The sequence below is a fragment of the Micromonospora profundi genome (assembly GCF_011927785.1).
In the GTDB taxonomy this organism is placed as follows: domain Bacteria; phylum Actinomycetota; class Actinomycetes; order Mycobacteriales; family Micromonosporaceae; genus Micromonospora; species Micromonospora profundi.
Map to the genome: position 1 here is coordinate 1504419 of NZ_JAATJK010000001.1, position 24563 is coordinate 1528981.

Annotated in this window: 18 protein-coding genes; 7 read left to right on the forward strand and 11 right to left on the reverse strand. The window is 69.1% G+C overall.

From position 1 onward, the window contains the following. Positions 1-393: 393 nt before the first annotated feature. Positions 394-2109, forward strand: coding sequence for a hypothetical protein (locus F4558_RS06640; protein ID WP_053659555.1), 1716 nt, complete (start codon positions 394-396; stop codon positions 2107-2109). Between the two features lie 373 nt (positions 2110-2482). On the opposite strand, the gene F4558_RS06645 is transcribed toward F4558_RS06640, so the two are convergent. Together F4558_RS06645 and ybiA are read right to left on the reverse strand one after the other, a co-directional pair. Next, positions 2483-2875: a hypothetical protein gene (locus F4558_RS06645; RefSeq protein ID WP_053659552.1), complete on the reverse strand. Its 393-nt coding sequence runs from the start codon at positions 2873-2875 to the stop codon at positions 2483-2485. Positions 2876-3731: 856 nt separating this feature from the next. Next, positions 3732-4301: a riboflavin biosynthesis intermediates N-glycosidase gene (gene ybiA / locus F4558_RS06650; RefSeq protein ID WP_053659548.1), complete on the reverse strand. Its 570-nt coding sequence runs from the start codon at positions 4299-4301 to the stop codon at positions 3732-3734. A 327-nt stretch (positions 4302-4628) separates the two neighbouring features. Between ybiA and F4558_RS06655 the strand changes: the two genes are divergently transcribed. The 3 genes from F4558_RS06655 (at position 4629) to F4558_RS06665 (ending at position 9255) form a co-directional block, all read left to right on the forward strand. Further along, a complete protein-coding gene (locus F4558_RS06655; protein ID WP_167943524.1) occupies positions 4629-7334 on the forward strand; it encodes a S8 family serine peptidase in 2706 nt (901 codons plus the stop codon). Positions 7335-7427: 93 nt separating this feature from the next. Next, entirely contained in the window at positions 7428-7718 is a 291-nt protein-coding gene (locus F4558_RS31210) for a Rossmann-fold NAD(P)-binding domain-containing protein (RefSeq protein WP_209273201.1), read from the forward strand. Between the two features lie 352 nt (positions 7719-8070). Next, positions 8071-9255, forward strand: coding sequence for a peptidase M23 (locus F4558_RS06665; RefSeq protein WP_209273202.1), 1185 nt, complete (start codon positions 8071-8073; stop codon positions 9253-9255). A gap of 188 nt (positions 9256-9443) precedes the next feature. On the opposite strand, the gene F4558_RS06670 is transcribed toward F4558_RS06665, so the two are convergent. Continuing rightward, a complete protein-coding gene (locus F4558_RS06670) occupies positions 9444-9953 on the reverse strand; it encodes a hypothetical protein (protein ID WP_053656423.1) in 510 nt (169 codons plus the stop codon). A 259-nt stretch (positions 9954-10212) separates the two neighbouring features. Here F4558_RS06670 and F4558_RS06675 point away from each other — a divergent pair, with 259 nt between their 5' ends. Continuing rightward, a complete protein-coding gene (locus tag F4558_RS06675; RefSeq protein ID WP_167943526.1) occupies positions 10213-11106 on the forward strand; it encodes a hypothetical protein in 894 nt (297 codons plus the stop codon). Between the two features lie 56 nt (positions 11107-11162). Here the strand turns inward: F4558_RS06675 and F4558_RS06680 are convergent, their stop codons facing one another. From F4558_RS06680 to F4558_RS06715, 8 genes are all read right to left on the reverse strand, one after another. After that, positions 11163-14330, reverse strand: a complete 3168-nt coding sequence (locus tag F4558_RS06680) for a BTAD domain-containing putative transcriptional regulator (RefSeq protein WP_167943527.1) — start codon at positions 14328-14330, stop codon at positions 11163-11165. A 185-nt stretch (positions 14331-14515) separates the two neighbouring features. Then, a complete protein-coding gene (locus F4558_RS06685) occupies positions 14516-15733 on the reverse strand; it encodes an iron-containing alcohol dehydrogenase (protein WP_167943528.1) in 1218 nt (405 codons plus the stop codon). A 132-nt stretch (positions 15734-15865) separates the two neighbouring features. Further along, on the reverse strand, positions 15866-17326 hold the full coding sequence (locus F4558_RS06690) for an NAD-dependent succinate-semialdehyde dehydrogenase (RefSeq protein WP_167943529.1): 1461 nt from the start codon (positions 17324-17326) through the stop codon (positions 15866-15868). 134 nt (positions 17327-17460) lie between these two features. Next, complete coding sequence (locus F4558_RS06695; RefSeq protein WP_053656431.1) at positions 17461-18537, reverse strand: ABC transporter ATP-binding protein; 1077 nt, start codon at positions 18535-18537, stop codon at positions 17461-17463. After that, positions 18537-19604, reverse strand: a complete 1068-nt coding sequence (locus tag F4558_RS06700; protein ID WP_053656433.1) for an ABC transporter ATP-binding protein — start codon at positions 19602-19604, stop codon at positions 18537-18539. The genes F4558_RS06695 and F4558_RS06700 overlap by 1 nt, the downstream gene beginning before the upstream one ends. Next, positions 19604-20515, reverse strand: a complete 912-nt coding sequence (locus F4558_RS06705) for a carbohydrate ABC transporter permease (RefSeq protein ID WP_053656435.1) — start codon at positions 20513-20515, stop codon at positions 19604-19606. Before F4558_RS06705 ends, F4558_RS06700 begins: the two co-directional genes overlap by 1 nt. Next, the gene (locus tag F4558_RS06710) at positions 20515-21465 is read right to left on the reverse strand and encodes a carbohydrate ABC transporter permease (protein WP_082377501.1); all 951 of its coding nucleotides are present in this window, start codon (positions 21463-21465) and stop codon (positions 20515-20517) included. Before F4558_RS06710 ends, F4558_RS06705 begins: the two co-directional genes overlap by 1 nt. Beyond that, positions 21462-22847, reverse strand: coding sequence for an extracellular solute-binding protein (locus tag F4558_RS06715; RefSeq protein ID WP_312877280.1), 1386 nt, complete (start codon positions 22845-22847; stop codon positions 21462-21464). Before F4558_RS06715 ends, F4558_RS06710 begins: the two co-directional genes overlap by 4 nt. A 306-nt stretch (positions 22848-23153) precedes the next feature. On the opposite strand from F4558_RS06715, the gene F4558_RS06720 reads away from it, so the two are divergent. Both F4558_RS06720 and F4558_RS06725 read left to right on the forward strand, forming a co-directional pair. After that, complete coding sequence (locus tag F4558_RS06720; protein WP_167943531.1) at positions 23154-23897, forward strand: GntR family transcriptional regulator; 744 nt, start codon at positions 23154-23156, stop codon at positions 23895-23897. A gap of 89 nt (positions 23898-23986) precedes the next feature. Then, positions 23987-24556, forward strand: a complete 570-nt coding sequence (locus F4558_RS06725) for a DJ-1/PfpI family protein (protein WP_167943532.1) — start codon at positions 23987-23989, stop codon at positions 24554-24556. Positions 24557-24563: the final 7 nt, after the last annotated feature.

Sequence of the window (24563 nt, forward strand, 5' to 3'; positions counted from 1 at the left end):
CGGGAACAGTTAAGCGACGATCTATATCGATATTAATAACTGCCATGCATCGGGTCACGGGTTGACTCCGTGGAGGTGGTGTGCGACTTGCCCGTGATGGACTAATTGCGCAGATGGGAGGCAGCCGTCGCGCGATCCTTCGAGACGGCGAAGTCGAGCGGAGGAGTGTGCTGCGCGACGACTGAGTCCGCCGAGGCCGAAGCCGAACCGGTCTGCGGCCGCGGGTTACGGGCAGCGCGGCTACGAGTGGGTCCGGTGTGGACGGCGAAGCCACGAGTCGTCGTCGCTGATCGCACGCCAAACACGTGACGCGCCATGTGACGCAGCCCACTTTGGTGAACCTGCTCTGGTGTACCCCCGTTGAGACGGGACCACCACGGTAAGGAGCAGCGGATGCCCAAACACGATCTCTTCTTCATCTGGGCTGGGGACGCGCCGCCCGAGTGGGGCAAGGAGGGCTACAAGAACCTGCAGAAGAACTTCGGCAGCCACTACGATCTGCACTTCATGTATGAGCCGCGGACCATCTGGTACCGCGACGGTAAGGACCAGATGCGACCCGGCATCTCCAAGGACTGGTCCGAGGCACTCGCCGAGGCGGAGAAGCTCGACATCGACACCATGCGGGTGAGCACGCGCGTCGCTGAGCTGGCCGGCCGGGAGATGGCGGCAGTGGGTTCCAGCTACGACGCCAGCTGGTTTGCGGGCTACGTGCGGATGCATATGGAGAACAGAAACTACAGCGCGGTGAAGGACATCGCCGCGACCGGCATCCTGAGCAGCGGCCACAAGGATTTCGCCGAAAAGATGGTCTACTTCGACCTCGGCGCGGACGTGATCCCCGGCGCACCGCAGCGCCGCAGCGACAACGCCTTCCTCAACAGCGCGATCAACCGCGTCATCGGCCCCCGAGGCATCCAGGCAGACCTGCACATCAAGAAATCCACAGGCATCCTGCTGCCCAACTTCGTCCACCGACGGATCAGCCACGTGCCAGGCGAGTCGAGCCCGCACCGATTCGACCACGCGCAGCCTGGCCACGTCTCAGCCCCTCATCTGGACGCCTTCGTCATGGGGTCCAAGGGCAGCCGAGGGCGCGCGTTCTTCGCCGAGGTCACCGCCAACCAGCTGGGCTACGCTCACAGCGTCGTGCAGAAGGACCTGGACGCCGGCAACATCCGCCTGCGCGCCAATGAGCCCTTCGCTCTCGAGGCAATCGACCCGAACAACAACGACTTCCCCACCGCGCACTGGCTCGATCACCGCGAGCACAACGACAGGCGGCAGCAGCTCATCGGCGGCACCATCATGCATGCGATCGCCGAGGCGTACATCCAGAATTACGCGCCGCCGGCGCAGTCCGGGTATACGCCGGGCAACCCCTTGAGTTACAGCGTGGCGCCGAAGACCCTCGCCGACACGACGGTTCCGGTAAACGAGGCGTATACCGGCCCGGGCCAGGTCAGCGGAGCCTCGAACTGGCAAGTCGGCGGAAACCTGCTCCACCACTCCCGCAACAGCTGGCGTGACCGGGTATCGGACGCTGAGAAGCAGTTCGTCACCGCCTACGACATGACCCGCATGCCCGACCTCAGCGATCCGTCCATTCCGTCGGGTGTATACCCGAGGCCAGCACCGGGTCAGACGACGAACTCCTCGCCCACGCGCTCGCTCGACGAGCAAATGGACGGCCTGACCATCGGCCCGCGCCCGTACAGCTACGGCGATCAACCGCTGGACTACGCGGAGGGAGAGTTCGCCGCTACGGAGCCTCCGATGCCCTACGTCTCCACGGCGCCCGCATTGCCGTACGCCGTGACTCCCGCGCCGGTGCACAACGTCGCTCCAGGGCCAGTCGTCAGCGGCATGAGCTACGGCAATTACGGCAGCTCGAGTGCGGCTCCGGACCTTCCCACCACGCCACCGTCTGGTCCCACCGGCTCGCAGGCGTCCAGCGGCAACAACACCTCCGTAGCGGCGGCAGCCTCGTATACGGCGGTCGAACCGCAGGAGCGCGAGCGTCAGCCCCGTAACAGGGGCGGCAGCAGCCAGCGTCCGTCCTGGATGACGTACGTGGCCGGACAAAAGCCGAACGTCCGCAAGAAGTGACGGTCCGGCACCCGCGTCACGGGGGCTCGCGCCGGGTGGCGGAAAGAAGCAGGAGCCACTCGTCGCGGCCCTGCAACGGGTAGGCATCGGCGGCTCCGCCGCGCACGGTCCTGGGCCCCCACCGGTCCGGGGCCGCGCGTCCGCCAGCGCGCCGTAAACCCGAGATCCACACGTCGGCATCAGCGGGCAGCCCGCCTCGGCCGCACCTCCCGGGATCCCGTCGAAGGCGACGGCGCAGTCGCAGCTCAACGCCCTGACCGTGGCGGCGCAAGGCTCGACCAGCGGCTACTCCCGTGGCCTGTTCTGACGGTGATCCCCGTAGCTGGGACACCAGGGCGACCGTGCCGCTTACTCGGAAAGGCCCAGTGGAGGATCAGCAGGGGGTCAGCTGCCAAGTCACCTTCGTCACGTTGACCGGTATATACAGGTCGCCCCCGGTCCCGCCGGCAGGAGCGCAGTTCTTGAAGGGAATCGACGAGCCGAAAGTGAACCCGGATATCACGGCGTCGCGGCCTGTGCCGTTGTAGAAGTTGAATCCCTGGATGCTGCCGGTCCACTCGCTGTTGGTCGTCAGAGACGGCGTCTCGACGGGACCCTGCGGCGGGTGATTCCAGTTGGGCCAGATGCAGAGCATGCCCTGCGGGCAGTTCCCGGACCCCCAGCCTTGTATCGACACTCCGGGTGCTGCCGCCGAGGCGGCGGGGGCGGTGGCCAGCAGGCCTGCGACGGACGCGGCGATGGCGATGGCGATGGATTTCAACAGCACGGTTCACCCTTTCACAGATAGATGCTTATCGTTGCGAATTTAACCTACCGGCGGAAAATTGACAGGTCAAGCACCTGAAGCGACGTAGTCCGGGCGGGTCACTCGGAAGCTGGCGTCCGCCTGAGTCTGATGACGATTGAGGTAGTTTCAGTACGCGCCACGGCCGGCACCGAGCCTCAGCCGGCGCGACACTGTCCGCGTCCACCAACGCCCGCGCCGCCGCACGCACATCACCCACGCGCAGGTAGGCCCGCGCCACATCCACCAGGTACGCGCCCCGATGCTCCGCCGGAAACCGCCGCCATCCCTTCCGCCGCACGGGTCGCTGAAGCGCCATGTCGAGGACGTACCGGGCTGTGCGCCGGAACGCGACCGCGTTGCCGGCCATGAACAGGGTGTGAGCGTGCAGGCGTTGGTGGAACCTGTCCCTGTTAAAGGAACGCCGACGGGCTTGGCGATTGAGTTCGTGGACCTCGTCCCAGGCGGGAACGTCGTTCAGGTTCCAGGAGATGGTGTGCGGAGCCCCGGCTCCCAGGCGGTGGCGTAGCTGCTTCCACCGATTCGGGGCGAACTGCAGGTCGTAGTGACTGAGTACCAGATCGAGCTCACCGACGGGCACGGTGGCGAGGGAGGGCTCCGGTGGCGGCTTGCCCGTAGCGGCAGATGGATCAGTGTGCGGCGCGACCGGGCTGCCAGCATCCACAGGCCCGTGATGGTGAACGCGGCCTCGGCGTTGAGTTCCAAGACGAACCAGGGATTGTTGTCGATCAGCACCGCGCCGGTCACCGGTTCGGCCGGCGGACGAGGCGGTACTGATCGGCGCCGAGCCGTCCCTGATGTACGCGGATCCTGAGGTTCATGCGGTGGCGAGCTGCGCGCGGGCGTGCATCAGCGCGAACCCGAGGAGGTTGCGGCCGCGCCATTGGGCCGGATCGTGGGCGCGTGGGTCCGTCGCGGAAAGACCGATGCCCCAGACCCGATCCATCGGGCTGGCTTCCACCAGTACCCGATTGCCCGTGCGGGACAGGTACCGCCCGAGGTCAGGGTGCTGGCTGAACTTGGCCACATTGCCGGCGGCGACCAGGTCGAAGCTGTACGCATCCCAGGTGGCCTGGTCGAAGTCGCGGACCTGCCGGCCCAGGGCCTTAACCGCGCCCGGGTGCGGCGCCGTGAGCATTTGCGCGGCGATCGCTTCGTCGCCGAACAGGCGAGCCTTGCCGATCATCATGTAGTGCTCGGCGGTGGCGTACAGGATCCCGTCCACGACGAACGGGGCCGGCCACCATTGGCTCAGGCAACCCGGTCCGACGCTGCCGTCCGGTTGGGGCTGGTGCCCCCAGAAGAACAGGTACTTGACCCGCCCGCCCGCAGCGGCGAACGCCCGCAGCTCGGGCAGGCTGCGCGGCGAGGAGGTGGTGTCGGGCATGTTCGGCAGGGTGCCAGAGCCGTATGGCCACGCGCCATCAGGTTTGCACTGCCGGTCGCGGGTTCGCCGGCCGTCCTCCCCGGGGTTGAGCGGGCCGAGAGCGGCCCTCCTGCCCTTGGATTCGAGGCGGGCCACCTCGAGGCCTTGCGACGTACGGAGATTTTTGTTGCTGAGTCAAAAATTCGACGTTCATCTCTGGCATTGGGAGTAGTCGTGTGTTCATGATGTTGGCGGTACGGCTGCCCGGAGATCCGCCCGCCCTGTCGGATGACGTGCTCGACGGGGTCGGCCGGTCCCGGGCGCGTCGCTCTCGACAGGGAGGTACTCATGACACCGACGGGACCACGCAGGCCCGCCCTGCTCCGGTCCGGCATCGCGGCCGCAGCAACCGCGCTGACTCTTGCCGCGAGCACCGTGTCCGTGATGGCCGCCCCTGCCGAAGGTGACATCCTCGCCACAGGCGGCCCGACCGCCGTGGCCGGCTCCTACATCGTCGTGTTGCGGGACTCCGCCGTCAGAGCCACCGCCGTGGACACCACCGCCCGTGACCTCGCCGCACAGCAGGGCGGCGGCGTCGGCCGGGTCTACCGGCACGCCCTGCGCGGCTTCGAGGCCCGACTCTCCGAGCGCGGCGCCCGTCGCCTCGCCGCCCATCCGGCCGTCGCCTCCGTGACGCAGAACCACACGGTGAACGTGGCAGGCGTGCAGAGCCCGACACCGTCCTGGGGCCTGGACCGGATCGACCAGCGCGCGTTGCCGCTGGACAACTCGTTCACCTACCCGCGCGTGTCACCGGGCGTGCGGGCGTACGTCATCGACTCCGGGATCAACCTGACCCACACCGAGTTCGCCGGGCGGGCGGTGTCCGGCTGGGACTTCATCGACAACGACGCCGACGCCACCGACTGTATGGGGCACGGCACCCACGTCGCCGGCACGGTCGGCGGCACCACCTACGGGGTGGCCAAGAACGTCCAACTGGTGGCCGTACGCGTCTTCAACTGCGACGGCCGCGGCACCACCTCGAACGTTCTTGCCGGCGTCGACTGGGTGACCGGCGACCATGATCCGGGTGAGTTGGCCGTGGCGAACATGAGCCTCGGCGGCCCGCCGTACGCACCAATGGTCGACGCCGTGCGACGGTCGATCGCGGACGGCGTCACCTACGTGGTGGCCGCGGGCAACGAGAGCGGCGCCGACGCGTGCTCCTACACCCCGGCCTCCGTCCCGGAGGCGATCACCGTCGCCGCCACCGACGCCGCCGACGCCCGCGCATCGTTTTCCAACATCGGTACGTGCGTGGACCTGTTCGCGCCGGGCGCCGACATCACCTCTGCCTACATCGGCAGCAACACCGCAACCCGCACCGCCTCCGGAACCTCGATGGCCACCCCGCACGTCACCGGAGCGGCGGCGTTGATCCTGGCAAACAACCCCACCTACACCCCGGCGCAGGTGACCCAGGCACTCCTGGCCGACAGCACCCCCGGCGTGGTGACCAATCCGGGCGTCGGCTCGCCGAACCGGCTGCTCCACGTCAGCGCCACCACCCCGGCCAACGACTTCGCACTGACCGCTACTCCCGCCAGCGGCACCGTCACCGCCGGCGGCACCATCTCCACCACCATCGCCGCGACCGTCACAAACGGCGCGGCCCAACCGGTCTCCCTGGTGGCCCGCGGCCTACCCGACGGCGCCACCGCCACGTTCCAGCCCGCGACCGTCTCTTCCAACGGCAGCACGACTCTCACCATCAACACAGCGTCGACAACCATGGCCGGCGACTACACCATCACAGTGATTGGCACCGGAACGGGTGCGACCCGCGCGACGGCATTCCAGCTACACGTCAACGACCCGGCCGGTTGCGTCGGCTCGAACGGCACCGACACGGCGATCACCCAGGGCGATAGCCCTCTGGTCCCCATCACGATCACCGACTGTCCCGGCGCCGCCGCTCGCAACAGCACCATCGAGCTGCACATCGACCATTCCGGCATCGGTGACCTCGACATACGGCTGCTCTCACCCGACGGCACCTGGTATTACCTGCTGGACCGCACCGGCGGCGACAGCGACGACATCGACTACACCTTCACCCACGACCTGTCGTCCGAGACCGCGAACGGCACCTGGATGCTGTGGCTCAACGACCTCCTGCACTCGGGCACCGGGTTCCTCGACTCGTGGCGGATCAACCTCGCGGGCGCCGACCTGCCGGCACCAGCATGTGGTGGCCGCACCACCACCAACCTACGGATACCGGCCGCCGGCACTGTCGAATCGTCAATCAGCGTGGCCGCCTGCGGCCTGGCGCCGTCGACCAAGAGCTACATCGAGCCCAACATCCGTCACCAGTACGGCCGAGACCTTCGAGTCTCCCTCATCGCGCCGGACGGGCAGGCAATCCTGCTCAAGGATGCCTACGTGGGGTCGTACCGAGCAAACGTCCGCGAAACCTTCATCACCGATCTGTCGAGCAAGCCCACAGCCGGCACCTGGAAACTGCGGGTCGAGAACGTCGCCGACTATGAAGGCATGTTCGAAGGCTGGAAGCTGACCCTCGACGGCGGCACGACGCCACCGCCCACCACGCCGCCGCCGACGACGCCTCCCCCCACCACGCCACCGCCCACCACGCCACCGCCGACGACGCCTCCCCCCACCACACCGCCTCCAACGACGCCGCCGCCCACCACACCGCCGCCCACCACCCCGCCCCCCGGTGGGAGCCCCGCCTGCACCGCCGTCTACTCCGTACAGGACCAGTGGAACGGTGGGTTCGTCGCCAACGTCAACGTCACGGCAGGAGCCACCCCGCTCACCGGCTGGCGGGTTACCCTCAACCTGCCGGGCGGCGCCTCGGTCACCTCGCTCTGGAACGCTGTCACCAGCGGCACCAGCGGGACGATCACCGTCGCGAACCAGAGCTACAACGGACGGCTGGCCGCAGGCCAGACCACCAGTTTCGGATTCCAGGGCACCGGAAACGGCAACGGCGCCACCGCCACCTGCACCGCAAGCTTGAACTAAGAGCGACCGGCAGTAGGTAGGGCGTCTGGACGGAGGGGACCCCGAGGTAGCAAGCAGGCACGGGTCCATTGATCAGCGGAGTCTTTACGCTTCGTGACCGATGGAGTCCCGTGCCTGCACCAACTCGACACCCCGGCCACCGCCGACCTGCTGCACCAGCACGGCATCCTCTGGGCACCGGACATCATCGTCAGCGCCGGCGGCATCGTCCACGCCACCGCCGTCGAACTGCACCGGGAAACGTCCGCCCAGGCCACCGTTCGGGTCCACGGCATCGCCGACACCCTCACCGACATCCTGCGCACCGCCCGCGCCACCGGCTCGACCCCGGCCGCCGCCGCCCGCGCCCGCGCCCGCCACCACACCGAACACGGCCGCCGCTGACCCTGCCGCCACCCGACCGCAAGTCACGGTACGCGTGACCTGGTTGGCCAGCTGGCGGTGCGAGGCCACCGGAGAAGTCCGGCAGTGCGCTGGGCGAGGACCATCGCCTGGCCAGTATCGGTGGCTGGAGGAGGCGTTCCGCAGCCATTGATCCACCGTCGCACGCACGTCCCGCCCTGGCCGCCGCGATCCCGACCCCGTTCGGAGATCCCGCCCGTGGCGAACGTCCTGGTGGGAGCCCGAGCATGGCCGTTCCGACGGCACGACGATCGACTTTTCATATACGTGTATCGATCTCTGGTATATCGTCCTTCGGGTATATGTCAGCCTCTCAGCCCTCTCTGGAGCGGACATGATGAGTACGCGACGCTGGCTCGGTACCGCCACGGCGGTCCTGCTCGTTGCCACCATGACCAGCACCGTGCCGAGCGGCGCCCACGCCGCGCCGGCCAACGACGTCACCACCGCCGTACAGCAGAAGCTGCTCGCGGAGGCCGCAGTCGCGGCGGACCAGGCGTTCCGGACCGCCGATGTGGCGGACACCCGGGTGAACGTCACCCGCAAGGACGGCCGGGCCTGGGCCTTCGGCACCGCCGTGCTCGTCGCCCCGCAGGGAGAGGATCTCCACCCGTCCGGTTGGCTCTTCGTCGCCCGTCAGCAGCGCGGCGGCTGGCAGGTCGCCTTCGAAGGCGAAGCCACCTTCGCCGAACTGACTGCGGCCGCGCCCGCCTCCGTCGTCGCTGAGCAGGAGAGGGACACCTTCACCGCCCCGAAGACGATGTCCGCCAACGGGGACTTCCGCACCGGCATGCGCCTGCCGTTCACCGTTGGCCAGTCCTGGATCCTCCGGGGCGGCCCACACGGCTGGTCCGGCTCCCCGCGACCGTTCAGCTCCATCGACCTCTACGGCGGTGACGAGCGGGTGCTGGCCGTGCGCGCCGGCACCGCGTACACGATGTGCAAGGGCTGGATCCGGGTGGTCCACGACCGGGGGTACGCCACGGACTACTACCACCTCTGGAACAACATCAACGTCGACGGTGCCTCCGTCTCGGCGGGCACCTTCCTCGGCAACACCGGCACCGACATCACCTGCGGCGGCTCCGCCAGCAGCCGGCACGTGCACCTCGGGCTGCGGCAGAACAGCGCGTACGTCGCGGTCGCCACCCACAACCTCGGCAAGTGGGTGCCGCGAGAGGGCAGCACGGCCTACGAGGGCTACGCGCTGCACGGCTCGACGCGCGTGAACGTCAAGGGCACGCTCTACAACTACGGCGCGCTCGGCTTCACCGAGGGCATCGTCGACAGCAACGGCGGCACGTCGATCAGCCGGCGGTCCGGGCCAGGCACCGGGTACGGCGTCGTCGGCACGATCGCGGACGGCGCCACGGCGGCCGTGGCCTGCTCGGCGAACGGCACCACCCACACCGGCCGCTGGGGCACCACCGCCCTGTGGAACCAGCTCACCGACGGCACCTGGATCCCCGACGCGTACCACTACACCGGAGCGGCCAACCCGGTCAACGGCTGGTGCTGACGCGCCGCCCCGCCCCACCCGGTGCGAAACAGCCGACGAACCGTTCCACCTGTACAACGAACGGGTCGATACCGGCACGGACTCGTTCGACGCTGACGACGGGGAGTGCCCCTGCTTCCATCCTGGATGCAGGGGCACTCCCTCGCCTTGGTCGCTGACCACCGGACCACCCGGGTGTCGGGGTACGCCTACGGCAGCCACCACGGTGCGAAGTACGGCGCCGACGCTCCCTCGTTCGAGAAGGACCACCCGCCCGCCGGCGCGCTCTGCAGCCTGACGACGACGTTCGCGACGTAGGGCGAGCTGACCGGGCTGAAATCAACGTCGCTGTACCAGGTCCTCCCGTTCGGGGCGCAGAAGTCCGACGCGCTGTCGGTGTAGGGCACCACCACGCCGTTCTGGTAGGTGATGACCATCTGGACCCGGACACACTCGCCGGACGCGTTGTTGATGTAGATACGTCCGAGCAGCCGGGGCTCCCAGGCGCCGTTGACCAGATCCCACTCCAGCCGCCCGTCAGCCTTGGGATCTCCGGAGATGTTGCCCAGGTCGCCGTCGCCGAAGTCGAAGTGCGGCTGGGTGATGGAGAACCGGTCGGTCCGCTGCACCGCGGCCTGCGCCGGGCTCGCCCCGATCAGCGCGAGTGCGCACACCATGGGCAACATCAGGAGCCGGGTCGCCGTTTTGCTGAATCGCATGTCTTTCCTCCTCGATCGCGCCGCGGCCTTTGCGCGGCGTTCGTCATCGAGTCTCGGCAGGGACGTCAGGGTCACGTCACGATCCGCTCCGGGTGGCGGCTCGGGCGGGCGAACCATGACGCCACCCTGAGGTCCGACCGGACCATGGGTGCTGCCCGGCCCGAGTGGGCCGGCGAGATCGACCATCGCCCGGCCCGAGTGAGCCGGCGAAACCGGCCATCGCCTGACCCGGACGGGTCGGCAGAAGTGAAGGAGCACGATGCGCACAATGGACATGGCGCGGCGGACCGCGGCAGGCGCGGTCGTTGTCGTGCTGGGTACGGCGGCCGGTGCGGCCGCACCGGACCGGCAGGCCCACGCGGGAGGGTTCGCACCGGTACGGGTCGTGGAGGCCAGCGAGAGCGACGGGAGCGGGACGAAGGTCGTCACCGCGACCTGCCCGGGGGCGCGATCCGTCTTCGCGGCGGGCGCCCGGATCGTGGATGGGAACGGCGGGGTCGTGCTGACCGCGATGGAGCCTGACGCGGAACTGAACACGGTGACAGTCACCGCGACAGCCCGCACGGGATACGCGAGCGCGTGGTCGGTGGTGGCGTATGCCACGTGCGACTTGTCGACGAGCCCACCGGTGCGGGCGACGTCCACCGTCGAATCGGCGTCAACTGTGGAGGTGAGCTGCCCGGGCAGCACACGGTTGTTCGGCACCGGCTTCCGCTTCGAAGGACCGGTGGACCAGACGTACGTCGACGAGGTTGGCTTCGGCCCCGGACTGCGGACGGTGCGGGTGCATGCGGGCGGCGCCGAGCCGGAAAGTCTCACCGCCGTCGGAATCTGCAAGGAACCCACCCAACCGACCGGGCCGCCCGGCGAACGCGTCGAGGCCGTCACCGAGTACGACGGCACGTGGCCGAAGACTGTCGTCACCGCGGAAGCCGGTCCGGACGTCCACGTGTACGGCGTCGGCGCCCGCGTGACGGGCGCGGGACCCTTCTTCCTCAGCGCACTTGTTCCCAGCCCGAACCTGCGTCAGGCGGGCGCCGAGGCCGTTCGTGCGAGCCAGTTGCCGGGGTCGCCCGCCGCCCGGGACGATGCCGAAGGCGACGGTGAAGGCTCGCTCGCCGTAGCCGCTCTGGAGTCGGCCGTCTTCCACTGACCGGTCGCCATTCGCGGGCCGGCGACACCGGTCGGGCGCCGGCATTCCGCGGCAGGTCAACGCCCGCGATCGGGCGCCGGGTCCCGCCGGCCGTTGCCAGCGGTCGGCGGGACCTGGCGAACGGCGGCCTGTGGTTGTGGGCCTGGCCCGGCCGGCGCGAGGATGAGCTCGTCCGGCGGGTGCACCCCGATTGCCCGCATCGCCTCGCGGTACCGGGCGAGTGCCCGGCGCGCTTCGCCGTGCTGGCCGCCGGCGACCAGCGCGCGAACCAACGCCCGGTGCGCCGGCTGGTCGTACGGGTCGCGTTCGAGGAGCCGCAGCAGGTACGTCACCGCCGCCGCCGGGCCCGCCGTGGCCCGGCTGACCTGGGCCAGCATGCGCAGCAGGCCGAGGTACGCCGCCCGTGCCTCCTCGCGCAGTGGGCCGGACCAGTCGGCGTACGGCTCATCTTCGAACGCGTCTGCGCGGTACTGCCGGTCGGCGGACAGCAGCACCGTGCGCGCCTCCGCCAGCGCCCCTCGTTCCAGCAGGCGTCGCGCGTGCGCGACGTGCGCGAGGAACTCCTCGACGTCCACCCGCAACCGGCTGACGTCGAGCGCGATGCACGCCTGATCGGCGATGAGGAAGTGGTCGGGCGCGAACGACTTCGTCGGGTCGAACACCCCGCGGACGATCGAGAGCAGGACCGACAGCCGGTGGCCGGTGCGATCCGGGTCGTCGTCCGGCCAGAGCAGTTCGCACAGCTCGCCTCGTGGCACCGGCCGGCCACGCCGAGCGACGAGGACACGCACCAGGTCACGCGCCTTGCGGGACTGCCACTGCGAGGCCGGAACCGGGTGGCCGTCCAGGTGCACCTCGAAGCGGCCGAGGGCCCGAATCACGACCCGCTGGTAGACCGGCCCGGTGCCCGGCGCCCACCCGCCGAAGCTGCTCGCCGTCCGATCCACAAGGGCGCCTGCGAGGGCAACCTGCTCGCCCGCGAGGAGACCGGCCAGCCGATCGTCGATGTCGGCCCCGGGCAACCGTCCGAGGAGGACGAGCAGCCGAGCCGCCTCGACCGCCGCACCGGCCCGGGTCCAGATGGCGTACCCCTCGCGCAGCGCCTCGCGGGCCCGTTCGAGGTCCTGCTCGGCGGCGGCCCGCAGCTCGAGCGCGTCGGCCATTCCGGCCAGGTCGCCCTGAACGCGGGCGATGCGGGCCGCCTCGTCGGCGAGCACTGTGGCCCGGTCGGGCGCGGCCATCCGGAGCGCGACCCAGCCCTGGGCCAGCAGTGCCGGTACGACGATCTCGTCCCCGACGTCCCGAGCGGCCCGGTCGGCGTGCCCCGCGGCGGCCGGCACGTCGTCGTCCAGTCGTACCAGCGCCAGCCCAGCGAGCGCGGACACCAGGACGTGCACGTTACCGGTCTCCTCGGTGACCCGGATCGTCTCCTCGTAGGCGGCGCGTGCCTGCTCACGCCAGCCTCGCCGACGGTACAGCTCACCCAGTCCGAGCAGCGCATGGATGAACCGGCGGGAACCCTTCTGCTGGTAGAACCCCAGCGCCGCCTCGTACCGCTGCACCGCCTCGTCGTAACGGCCGAGCATCGCCAGCGCTTCCGCCTCGTTGCTCGTCGCGATGGCGCGCAGGCTCGGGGCGCCGGCCAGCGCGGCATAGCGGGCCGACCGCTCGGCCGTCGCCAGCGCCTCGGCGAACCGGCCGGTACGCAGGAACTGGTGGGTGCGGTTCGTGTGGATCCGGGTGAGCAGCAGGACGTCACCGATGCGTTCGGCAATCGGCAACGCCAGGGCGAAGTGCTCCTGGCTGCCCGCGATGTCACCGGCCACGCTGAGGCACAGGGCGACGCTGAGGTGGGTCGAGGCCAGTACGTCGTCCTGCCCGGCGCTTGTCGCGGCGGCGAGCGCCTGCCGCGCGTACGCAATGGCGGCCTTGGTGTCGCCGGTCAGCAGGTGCGTGTGTGCGGTCCAGGCGAGCAGCAGCGCCTGATCGGCGAGCGGGGCGGACCGGGGGAGCGGCCGGTCGAGGATCGCCAGGGCCGTCCGGGCGTCACCTCGCTGGTAGTGGATTCGACCCAGCCGCCAGGCCAGGCCGGCGTCCCAGGCCTCCTCGGCGGCGGCGTCGTACTCGTGGGTGGCCGCACCGAGGTCGCCGAGGGTGCGTAGGGCGTCGCCGAGCAGCAGGCGCAGCCGCCGCCTGCGATGCCGCTCCGGCAGCAAGCGGACCAGCTCGGCCACCGCCACGGAGCGGCCCGCCGCGATCATCCGATCGCCGTACGCTTCGAGCACCCGGGCACCCGCGGCATGGTCTCCGGCCCGCAGATACTCCCGGGCCGCGGCGACCGGCGGCCCGTGTTCGTCGTACCAGCTTGCTGCGGCGGCGGCCGTGTCGCGGATCTGATCGGCGGTCGGGGCTTGGCGCCCGTGCCGGGCGGTTTCGACGATGATCGGCACGACATGCTCCTCGGGCGCCGGTGCACCTGGCCCGGCTGCGGCCCAGGCCGGCCGGGTCAGTAGGCCGGTGCGGCGTAGCCGGTCGACGATGCGCGGGGCGCCGCGATGGCCGAGCGCACGGCACAGCCCCACACTCACCGGCGTCAGCGCACCGACCTGCCGCAGCAGCCGGTTCGCGTCCGCCGGCAGCGCGGCCAGCACCTCGTCGGCGACGTACCGCGCGATCGGCCCACCGGGCTCGCTGAGGATCGGGGCGAGCGGCCCGGACGGCACCCCACCCAGCCGCAGAGTCTCGGCGGACAGATGGACGAGCGCCGGCCAGCCACCGGTCGCCGCGTACACCCGGTCGGCAAGGTCCGGCATGGAGAGGCCGTACTCCTCGGCGATCAGGTCGGCGATCCGTTCCGGGGAGAGCGCCAGGTCGGCCGGGCCCAGCTCGGTCCAGAGGCCGCTGCCCAGCAGGCGAGTGGCCGGTGCCGACAGCGGCGACCGCGAGGCGAGGACGACTGTGACGTCGTCCTCCCACCGGCCGACCTCCTTGAGCAGTAGGTGCAGCTGCTCCGCCGAGGTCGGCGGCAGGTCGTCGACCACGACCAGGCGGTCGCCGGCCGCGACGGCGTCGGCGACGAGTTGGCGCACTGGTGCGTCCTCCCCCCGGCACCAACGGGCGCCCGCTCGGGGAAACCAACGGTGCAGCGCGGTGGTCTTGCCATAACCGGCGGCGGCCACGACGCAGTAGACCCCCCGCTGATGGCCTGCCCGCAACGGATGCACCGCGCTCCTCCTGGCCGTGCGGCGCGGACGACTGGCGTTCGCCCGCCCGTGGATTAAGGTTCACCGTCGGCATCGGGGGAGGCAAGACCCCCGATTGGTCGCGTACCCGATCCAGAATGCGCGCGAGTGCTGACTATGGGTACTGAATTTCCGCTGGCCAGGGCTTTTATGATCGCCGATCGGAATCAGGCGTTTCGGGTCCGGTCCCCGGTCCAGGCCGCGTCGAGGATCGCGGTCAGGCTGGCGGTGTCGGTCGGTCCCGGATGGTTCTGGATCAGGCGGGTGACGCCACCGGCCATTTCCGCGAAGCGCGGGAGGTCGGCGCGTGCCACGCCGACGTCCGCCAAGGTGGGAGGGATGCCGATGTCGGCAAGGAGCCCGTCGAGCCAGGTGAGGAACACATCTGCGGCCTCGCCATCCGACGCACCGGCCACGTCGAGCCCGCACACCCTGGCGAGGGTGGCCAACCTGTCGCTGATCGCGTCCTTGGCGGCGTCCAGCGCGTAGGGCAGGAGCAGCCCGACGCCCAGGCCGTGCGGCGTGTGCGTGGCGGCGCCGATGGGGTACTGGAGAGCGTGCGGGGCTGCGTTGCCCGCGTGGGAGAACGCGAGCCCGGCGAGCACCGCCCCATAGGACATGTCGGCGCGCGCGTCCGTGTCGCCTCCGTCCCGGACAGCACGACGCAGGCTACGGGCGATGCGTTCCGCCGCCAGGAGCGCGTAGTGGTCGGTGATGGGGTTGCGGCCGAGGAAGACCTGCTCCACCGGGTCGCGCGGCCCGTGGGGCCGACGTCGCGCGGTGTAGCTCTCCACCGCGTGACAGAACGCGTCGATGCCGGAGTGGGCGGTGACGGTCGCAGGGCAGGTGTAGGTGAGTTCGGGGTCGACGATGGCGAAGTCGGGCACGATGTGGACGCTGGAAACGCCCACCTTCAGCTCGCGGTCCGGGTCGGTCAATACCGAGACGGGTGTGAGCTCGGAGCCGGTGCCTGACGTCGTCGGGACGGCGACGAGAGGAATCGTCGGCCCTGGCACCTTCGACTCGCCGTAGAAGTCGCGCGGCGTCCCGCCGTGGCGACGGATGACACCGACGATCTTGGCGAGGTCGATCACCGTGCCACCCCCGATGGCGAGGATCACGTCGGCGTCCACAGCGGCGGCGGCCGCGACGGCCAGTGCGACGTCGGCGAGTGGTACGTCCGGAGTCGCGTCGGAGAACACCTCGACGACCTGGACCTTCTCCCGAACGGCGGCCACGATCTCGGCCACGCCCGGCTGCCCCAGAAGAACCTTGTCGGTCACTATGAGGACTCGTGAGCCGCTCTCGGCCACCACTCGTGGGATGTTCTGCGCGACCCCTTCGCCCACTATGAGTTGGCGTGGTCCGCGGACGGTCTCAAGCATGTCGGTGCCTCTCCGGAACCTCGGCGGCGATGTGCGGGGCGGACGTCCGGGTCACCTGCGGGACCCCGACGGCGTCGGCAAGGCCGGCCGCCCAGGTGGCGCGCGCGCCGGGAGGCCGGAGCAGCAGGCCGGTCATGGCAGGTCGATCGCCGCGTAGGTGAGGTCGAGGTACTCGAGGATCCCCTCGTGCGACCCCTCCTTGCCGATGCCGGACTGCTTCACGCCTCCGAACGGAGCCGACGGGTCCGATATCAGACCGCGGTTGACGCCGATCATTCCCGTCTCCAGCCCTTCGGCGAACCGGAGCGCCCGCTGGAGGTCACGGGTGAAGACGTATCCGACCAGGCCGTACTCGGTGTCGTTGGCCTTCGCCAGCACCTCGTCGTCGGAGGTGAACGAGATGATCGGCGCCACCGGGCCGAAGATCTCCTCCTGCAACATCCGCGCGTCGTCGGGCACGTCGACGAGGACCGTGGGCGGGTAGAAGTGGCCCGGCCCGTCCGGCCGTTCGCCGCCCACCAGGACCCGGGCGCCACGGTCGACAGCGTCGGCCACGAGTTCGTCGATCTTGGTGACCGAGGGGTCGTCGATCAACGCTCCGACGTCCACGCCGTCGTCGAGACCGTGGCCCACCGACAGCGCGCCCATCCGCTCTGCGAAGCGCGCCGTGAACTCCTCGCGCACGGGCTCCTCGACGTAGATCCGGTTGGCCGCGATGCACGACTCACCGATGTTGCGCATCTTGGCCACCATGGCGCCGTCGACGGCGACGTCCAGGTCGGCGTCCGCGCACACGATCAGGGCCGCGTTGCCGCCCAGTTCCATCGAGGTACGCAGTACGTTGTCAGCGGCCTGCCGGAGCAGCACGCGCCCGACCTCGGTCGAGCCGGTGAACGACAGCTTGCGGGTACGCCTGTCGGCAAGCAGTGCGGAGACCACCTCGCCGGAACGCTTGGTGGTGATCACGTTGACGACGCCCGGGGGTACGCCGACCTCCTCCATGATGCGGGCCAGCAACAGCAGGGTGAGTGGCGTCTGGGCTGCCGGCTTGGTGATCGTCGTACAGCCCGCGGCCAACGCGGGAGCGATCTTGCGGGCACCCATCGCCAACGGGAAGTTCCAGGGAGTCACGAAGACGCACGGTCCGACCGGCTTCGGCACGGTGAGGATGCGGTATCCACCTGCGGGAGCGGTGCTGTAGCGCCCCTCGACGCGCACCGCCTCCTCGGCGAACCACCGGAAGAACTCGGCGCCGTAGGCCACCTCTGCCCGAGCCTCGGCGAGCGGCTTGCCCATCTCGAGCGTTATCAGCCGGGCGACCTCCTCGGATCGCCCGGTCAATGCCCGGTACGTCGCTGTCAACAACTCCGACCGCTTCCGCGGCGGGGTCGCAGCCCACTGCGCCATCGCCCTGGTCGCCGCGTCCAGAGCGGCGAGCCCGTCGGCGACGCCGGCGTCCGCCACCTCGGCGATGGTCTTGCCGGTGGCCGGGTCCTCGACGGCGAATGTGGCTCCGCTTGCGGCGTCACGCCAGGCGTCGCCGATCCGGAGCCGTCGGTGCTCGGGGGCCAGGACGTTCATCGGGTCACTCATTGCGCCGCCTCCTGTGCTCTTCGTGGTGATGTGCAGGGCGACGCACCGCGCCACCGATCGCCTTCTGACCGGTGACGGTTCGCGGGCCGGACTGCCATGTGCGGGCGCAATGGCGCCGTCGCTGCCCGGCGCGGCTACCGCCCGGCCTCGGACACCGACAGCCCGGTGTCCGCATCGAACAGGTGCGCGCGGTCCAGGTCGACAGTCACGGACAGCCGCTCGCCCGGCGTACCGGCGACGGTAGGTCGCGCCTTGACCTTGAGGATCGCCGTCCCCACTCGGACGTCGACCACCGTTCGGTCGCCGAGCGGTTCGAGCCCGTAGAGTTCCCCCGACAACGACGCGCTCCCACGCTGCTCGACGGACAGGTCCTCCGCGCGCAGGCCCAGCAGCAGCGCACGACCGTCCTCGGCAGTGGTCCAGCGGGGCCGTGGCAGCGTCCAGCCGCCCGCGCCGACCAGGCGATCCCCCTCGGCGTGGCAGGGGAGCAGGCTGATCGGTGGGCTCCCGACGAACCCCGCGACCCACTTGTTGGCGGGACGCTCGTACACCTCGGTCGGCGTTCCGACCTGCTGCACCTTGCCCTCCTTGAGGACCGCTACCTGGTCGGCCATGGACAGGGCCTCGACCTGGTCGTTCGTCACGTAGATGAAGGTTGCTCCGAGGCTCCGGTGGATGCGGGTGAGTTCGGTACGCATCTCGACGCGGAGCTTGAGGTCGAGGTTCGTCAGCGGCTCGTCCATGAGGAACGCGCGCGGGCGACGGACCAGCGCCCGGGCCAGGGCGACACGCTGCATCTCGCCGCCCGACAACTGCGCGGGACGACGCTGCAGCAGACGTTCGATGTGCAGCAGGCTCGACATCTGCTCGACGGCAGCAGCGATCTCGCTCGAAGAACAGCGGCGTGCCCGCAGCGGCGAGGCGATGTTCTCGTACACAGTGTGTCGCGGGTAGAGGGCGTAGCTCTGGAAGACCATTGCCAGGTCGCGTGCGGCCGGGGCGTCACCTGTCGCGTCCCTGCCATCAAGATGAACCGTCCCTGCGTCGAGCTTCTCCAGGCCGGCGATCGCCCGCAGGGTCGTCGTCTTGCCCGCCCCGGAGGGTCCGAGCACGACGAAGAACGCGCCGTCCGGTACGTCCAGCGTCACCCCGTCCAGGGCCTGGACCTTGCCGAAGGACTTGCGCAGCCCGTGCGCTGCCACGGTTCCCATCAGGCCACCAACTCTTCCGTGCGCACGTCGTAGACTGCCGGGGTCCCGCCGGTGTGGCGCAGCCCGACCAGTGCGTCAGCGTCGAAACGGACGGTCGTTGGCATCCGGACCCGTACGTCACGCTGGCCGCTGTGGTCGACCACATAGATGATTTCGTCGCCCAGCCATTCCGCCGAGACCACGCGGGCCGGCACCGAACCGTCCGCCCCCGGCTCGGTGACCTCCAGCGCCTCCGGCCGGACGCCTGCCACCAGACGACGGTCGCGCGGCAGGCCTGCCGGTGGCGTGAGGGCCAGTCCGCCCTGACCGCGCAGCTTCCCGTCCTCCACCTCCACCTCGATCAGATTCATTGGCGGAGAGCCGATGAACGCGGCGCAGAAGAGACTCGCCGGACGGTCGTAGACCTCAAGCGGCGTGCCGATCTGCTCGACGCGGCCCTTGTTGAGGATGGCGATCCGGTGACCGAGCGACATCGCCTCGACCTGGTCGTGGGTGACGTAGACCATCGTCGCCCCCAGCTCCCCCTGTAGGTGCTTGATCTCCGTGCGCATGTCCGCCCTCAGCTCCGCGTCCAGATTGGTGAGAGGTTCGTCCATGAGGAAGGCTCGCGGCCGTCGTACCAGGGCACGAGCGAGCGCGACGCGCTGCTGCTCCCCGCCGGACAGCTGGCGAGGTCGCCGGTTCAGCAGCGGTCCGAGCCGCATCAGTCGGGCGGCTTCCTCGACCCGCTTGTGTACCTCCGACTTGGGCAGTCCCTCGGCCCGCAGCGGGAACGCCAGATTGTCGCGGGTCCTCAGATGCGGGTAGAGGGCGTAGAACTGGAACACCATGGCGATGTCGCGCTCGGCGGGCGGCAGGTCGTTGACGAGGGTGTCGCCGATGCGGATGTCGCCCGTCGTCTGCCTCTCCAGACCGGCTATGGCCCGCAACGTCGTCGTCTTGCCGCAACCCGAGGGGCCGAGCATCACGAACAGCTCGCCATCGTCGATGGACAGGTCCACGCGGTCGACCGCGACCGTTCCGTCCGGGTAGCGCTTGTGCAGGGCGGTGACCTCGATTCCCGCCATCAGCGTCGCACCGCCCCGAGCGTCACGCCGGCGACGAGGTGCTTGCGCACCAGGTACGCGAAGACGAGCACCGGCAGGGCGAACACCACGGAGGCGGCGGCCACGAGACCCCAGTCGACTGTGGTGCCGCCGATGAGGCCGGCGATGGCGGGTGGGGCCGTCCGTACGTCGTCGCTGGAGGTGAGGAAGATGGCGAACACGAACTCGTTCCACGAGAAGATGAGTGCGAACACCGCTGTCGCGGCGATGCCGGGTAGGAGCAGGGGGAGTGTGTATTTCCAGAACGCCTGCAAGCGGGTGTAGCCGTCGAGCATGGCGGCGTCCTCGTACTCCGCGGGCACCTCGTCGACGAATCCCTTCATCATCCAGATCGTGAACGGGACGTTGAACGCGGTGTAGATCAGGATCAGGCCGAGCTTGGAGTCGATGAGTCCGACCTGCCGGTACATGAGGAAGATCGGAACCACGACCACCACGGGCGGCATGAAGCGGGTGGACAGGATGAAGAACAGTTGGTCCTTCTTGGCCTTCACGCCGAAGCGTGAGTAGGCCCAGGCCGCCGGAACCCCCAGCACCGTGGCCAGCACCGTGGAGACCCCGGCGACCACTACGGAGTTGAGGAACGCGACGGACAGCGCCGAGCGGCCGCCGCCGGGGGCGACGAACACGTCCTTGAAGTGGTCCATGGTGACCGTGAAGCCGAAGAACTTGGCCGGGATGGCGTACACGTCCCGGTTCTCCTTGATTGACGTCTCGATCATCCAGAGCACCGGAAAGAGCATCACGACGGCCAGGACGATCAGCAGCACGATCTCCAGCGCGGAGCGGCCCCGGCCGCCACTGCGGCGCGCGGGCGGCGTGTGACCCGGGGCAGGACCCGCTGACACTGCCTCGTCGACGGAGACTGCCATCAGTCCTCCTTGAGCTTGTTCAGGTAGCGCAGGTAGAGCTGCGTGAGGACGATGACGACGAGGACCATGAGGATCCCGTACGCCGAGGCGGTGCCGGTGTTGAAGCCGAGGAACGCGACCTTGTAGACGTGGAACGACAACGTCTCGGTGGAGACACCCGGGCCTCCGCTGGTGAGGATGTAGACGAGGTCGAACAGCCGGAAGGCTTCGATGGCCCGGAACAACACGGCGATGAGGAGCAGCGGCCACACCAGCGGAAGAGTGATGGTGCGGAACTTGAACCACTCGGACGCCCGGTCGATCGAGGCGGCTTCGTACAGGTACTTCGGCACCGCGGTGAGGCCCGCGAGTGCGATGAGCATGATGAACGGCGTCCACTGCCAGGTGTCGACCACGATCAGGGAGACCAATGCCGTCCGCTGCCGGGTGAGCCACTCCACCTGCCCCAGGCCGAGCGAGCCGAGCATGCTGTTGACCACGCCGAACTGCGCGTCGAGCATGAATCGCCAGAACAGGCCGACCACGACCGGCGACAGCATCATCGGAACCAGGAACAGGGTGGTCAGCGCCCCTCGTCCGTGCGTGCGCCGTGAGATCAGGTACGCGATGCCGAAACCGAGCACGGTCTGCAGGCCGACAGCGCCGACCACGTAGATCAACGTCGTGAGGGCCCTCTGGTGGACCTGTGCCGACGTCAGGATGGCCGTGTAGTTCCCGAACCCGACGAAATGGGCGGGCCCTCCGCGGGTGGCCGAGTAGTCGGTGAAGGACAGGTACAACGCCCACAGCAGCGGGAACACCGACATGGCGAGCAACAGCAGCAGCGCGGGGGAGATGAAGGCCACGGCGAGCCCGCGGTCGCTCAGCCGGCGGGACCGGCCCGGTGCAGGCGGCGTCGCGGACGCCACCTGCCCGGGCTGGTCGGTCGTCAGAGGGACGGGATCGCTCACAGTCCGCCGCCACCCTTGCGGCCACTGGAGTCGAGCACGCCCTGCTGCTCCTTGGCGATGTCGTTCAGCGCGGTCTTCGGGTCCTTCGCGCCGTTGAGAGCCGCGTTGACGTTGGTGTTCTCGATGTCGACGAGGCGCGCGTACTCAGGCACGTTCCACATGTCCCGCATCCGCGGAACCGAGTCGGCGTACACCTGGTTGAACGGCCCGGCGTTGATGAACTCGGGCGACTGCAGGGCGTCCGTACGCGATGGCACGCCACCAGCCGCGGCCCACTTCTTCTGGACGTCGGCCCGCTGGAACCACTTCATGAAGTTCAGGGCCTCGGCCTGGTTCGCCGTGGGGGAGTAGGCCGACACGTGCATTCCCATGCCGCCGAGAGGGACCAGGTTCGTCTTCTGGCTAGGGAGGGTGGCGAAACCGAGCTTGTCGAGAATCTGCTCACGCGAAGTGCCCAGCGTCGACTGCTTCGGATCGAGCAGGCCGCCGCTCGCGGCGATCCAGTTGAACGCGATGCAGGCCTTGCCCTGGGCGACCGCCGCGTTCACCTCGTCGATGAACCAGTTGCCGGAGCCCTTGGCGGTCAGCGGCTTCATCTTGTTGACCAGGACGTCCATCGCCTCCTGGCCCGCAGCGTCGTTGAGGACGCCGTCGATCTTGCGGGTCTTGGCGTCCCAGAGGTTGCCGCCGTAGACGCCGTTGACGGTGTTGTAGGTGACTGCCGCGGCGTCGGAGCCGTTTGCCTGGTGGAAAGCCAGCCCGCTGACGCCGGGGTTGTCCGCCTGGCACTTCTCGGCGGCTGAGATCATCTGGTCCCAGGTCTGCGGTGGCTTGTCGCCGATCAGATCCTTGCGGTAGATCATCGTCCAGGTGTCGCCGAGCAGCGGTAGCCCGTACAGGCTGGCGTTCTCGTCGCGCTTACCGGTCTCCGCCTGGGGGAACTGGCCGTAGGCCGCCAGGAGGTACGGGTTGTAGGCGTTGACGTCGATGTTGTTCTTGACGAAGTCGGTGAGGTCGAGGATGTTGCCGTTCGTCACGGCCTCACCGATGTGTTGCGAGTCCAGGATCGCGATGTCGAAGTCGGTCTTGCGCGCGGCGAACTGGGTGAACATCGCGTCGTGCCAGTTCGCGTTCGGCACGGTGTTGACCTTGATGGTCGCGTTCGGCCGCTCCTTCTTGTACTCCGCGTTCGCGAAGTCCTCCAGGGCGTGCGCGGGGGGCCAGTCGAACCAGATGAAGCTGAGGGTCAGCGGGTCCTTCGTGAGTTCCGGGATGGTCGCCGGCGCCTTGGGGGCGCTCGCCTTCCCGCCGTCGTCCTCGCCACCGCCGCACGCCGCCACTGTCGTGGCCACCAGCAGCATGGCCGCCGTCGCCAACTGCACCTTTCGTCCGGGAGTGGACGATCGTCCTATTCGCTTCGGGTATCGCATCTTCCGGCCTGCTTTCTGGATGGGAACTTCTAGGGCCTCGCTATGTGCTTCGCCGAGCAGTTGCTGGGTTGCCAAGGCGCGCGTTGCCGGGCGGTCGCGGGGGCCGACCTGCGGCCCGGCGTCACGAGTACGCCGCGATGTGGAGGAAGATCATCCGCCACTTTTCCTATACGATCCGGTTGGGGGCGTCAGCATGTCGCAGCGTTGTAACTGATGTCAATAGGTTCCCGAAGGCGCACGAGAGGACCTCAGGTCACGATGGACGACGAAGCGATGATCGTGCGGGGCCGTAGGGCCGCGACGGGCGGAATGCCGCCGGGAAGAGCGCGCGGCCGGCTTGCTGACGAGGTGTACGACACGCTGCTCGAACAGCTGATGTCGCTACGGATCGAGCCTGGCTCCCGCGTCACGATCGATGTCCTGGCGCGAGAGCTGGGCGTATCGCAGACGCCGATCCGAGACGCTCTGAACCGCATGGAGGCCGAGGGTCTGGTCGTCCGCGTGCCGCATGCCGGCTACCGGATTCCGCCCCAGATCACCCGCCACCGATTCGAGGACATGCTCGAGGTCCGCCTGCTCCTTGAGCCTGCGGCGGCGCGCCGATCCGCCGAGCGCGCATCGTCGGAGCAGGTGGCCGGTCTGCGACGGATGCTGGAGGAGATGGCGGAGTTGGAGGGAGGCAGCGGGCCCAGCGCCTATGGCGCCTTCGGGCTGCGCGACGCCGCTTTCCACGATCTCGTCGCCCTGAGCGCGGAGAACCAGGTCATCCGCGAAGCGCTCGCCCGCCTGCACAGCCACGTGCATCTCTTCCGGCTGCACCGCGACGCCCAGGTCACCCACCTGGCAATGGCCGAGCACGAGGACATCGTGGCCGCGATCGCCGCGCGCGATCCCGACGCCGCCGCGTACGCGATGCGACGGCACATCCTGCGGTCCGGCGAGCGTTTCCGTCGATTGTTCGACGAGGTCAAGGATGCGGAGGCGATGGCGGCAGAGGCTTGACGGGTGCAGATGGGCCGGGGAATGCTTGCTCAACCGGATCGGATCGGATTGGATCTACCTCACCCACCACCAGATGCGAGGAGAAGCAGATGCCCAGAGCACTGCTCCTGACCGGCGACGCCGCCGAGGAACTCGACACCATGTATCCCTACTACCGCGTGCAGGAGGGCGGTTGGGACGTCGACGTCTCGTCCCGGACGATGCGTGACGTGCAACTGGTCATCCACGAGTTCGACCCCAACTCCGACGCCTATGTGGAGAAGAACGGCCGGAAGCTGCCTGTCGACGTGCCCTGGGCCGAGGTCGACGTCGAGCGCTACGACGCCCTCATCATCCCCGGGGGCCGTGCCCCCGAATGGATCCGGGTCGACGCCGACGTCAGGCGAATCACCGAGCACTTCTTCGCCCGCAACCTCCCCATCGCGCTGGTGTGCCACGGCGCGCAGGTCCCAGCGGTGTACGGGCTGCTGAAGGGTCGCAAGACAGCGTGCTTCCCGCCCATCACCGGTGACATGGAGAACGCGGGCGCGACGGTCATCGACGCCCCGGATGTCGTGGACGGCAACCTCGTCTCCTGCCGGGGATGGCCAGACATGCCGCAATTCGGCAGGGCGATGATGGACGTCTTCTCGAAGTCCGTCAGCTCCGGGGCGGCGTGAGCGCACC

What these genes read in the sequence shown, in the direction of transcription:
- F4558_RS06690 (WP_167943529.1), bottom strand. Translation starts at nt 17,326, where the DNA reads ATGAGTGACCCGATGAACGTCCTGGCCCCCGAGCACCGACGGCTCCGG.
- F4558_RS06725 (WP_167943532.1), top strand. Translation starts at nt 23,987, where the DNA reads ATGCCCAGAGCACTGCTCCTGACCGGCGACGCCGCCGAGGAACTCGAC.
- F4558_RS06700 (WP_053656433.1), bottom strand. Translation starts at nt 19,604, where the DNA reads ATGGCGGGAATCGAGGTCACCGCCCTGCACAAGCGCTACCCGGACGGA.
- F4558_RS06670 (WP_053656423.1), bottom strand. Translation starts at nt 9,953, where the DNA reads ATGCGATTCAGCAAAACGGCGACCCGGCTCCTGATGTTGCCCATGGTG.
- F4558_RS06685 (WP_167943528.1), bottom strand. Translation starts at nt 15,733, where the DNA reads ATGCTTGAGACCGTCCGCGGACCACGCCAACTCATAGTGGGCGAAGGG.
- F4558_RS06640 (WP_053659555.1), top strand. Translation starts at nt 394, where the DNA reads ATGCCCAAACACGATCTCTTCTTCATCTGGGCTGGGGACGCGCCGCCC.
- F4558_RS06720 (WP_167943531.1), top strand. Translation starts at nt 23,154, where the DNA reads ATGGACGACGAAGCGATGATCGTGCGGGGCCGTAGGGCCGCGACGGGC.
- F4558_RS06675 (WP_167943526.1), top strand. Translation starts at nt 10,213, where the DNA reads ATGCGCACAATGGACATGGCGCGGCGGACCGCGGCAGGCGCGGTCGTT.
- F4558_RS06695 (WP_053656431.1), bottom strand. Translation starts at nt 18,537, where the DNA reads ATGGGAACCGTGGCAGCGCACGGGCTGCGCAAGTCCTTCGGCAAGGTC.
- F4558_RS06705 (WP_053656435.1), bottom strand. Translation starts at nt 20,515, where the DNA reads ATGGCAGTCTCCGTCGACGAGGCAGTGTCAGCGGGTCCTGCCCCGGGT.
- F4558_RS06655 (WP_167943524.1), top strand. Translation starts at nt 4,629, where the DNA reads ATGACACCGACGGGACCACGCAGGCCCGCCCTGCTCCGGTCCGGCATC.
- ybiA (WP_053659548.1), bottom strand. Translation starts at nt 4,301, where the DNA reads ATGCCCGACACCACCTCCTCGCCGCGCAGCCTGCCCGAGCTGCGGGCG.
- F4558_RS06665 (WP_209273202.1), top strand. Translation starts at nt 8,071, where the DNA reads ATGATGAGTACGCGACGCTGGCTCGGTACCGCCACGGCGGTCCTGCTC.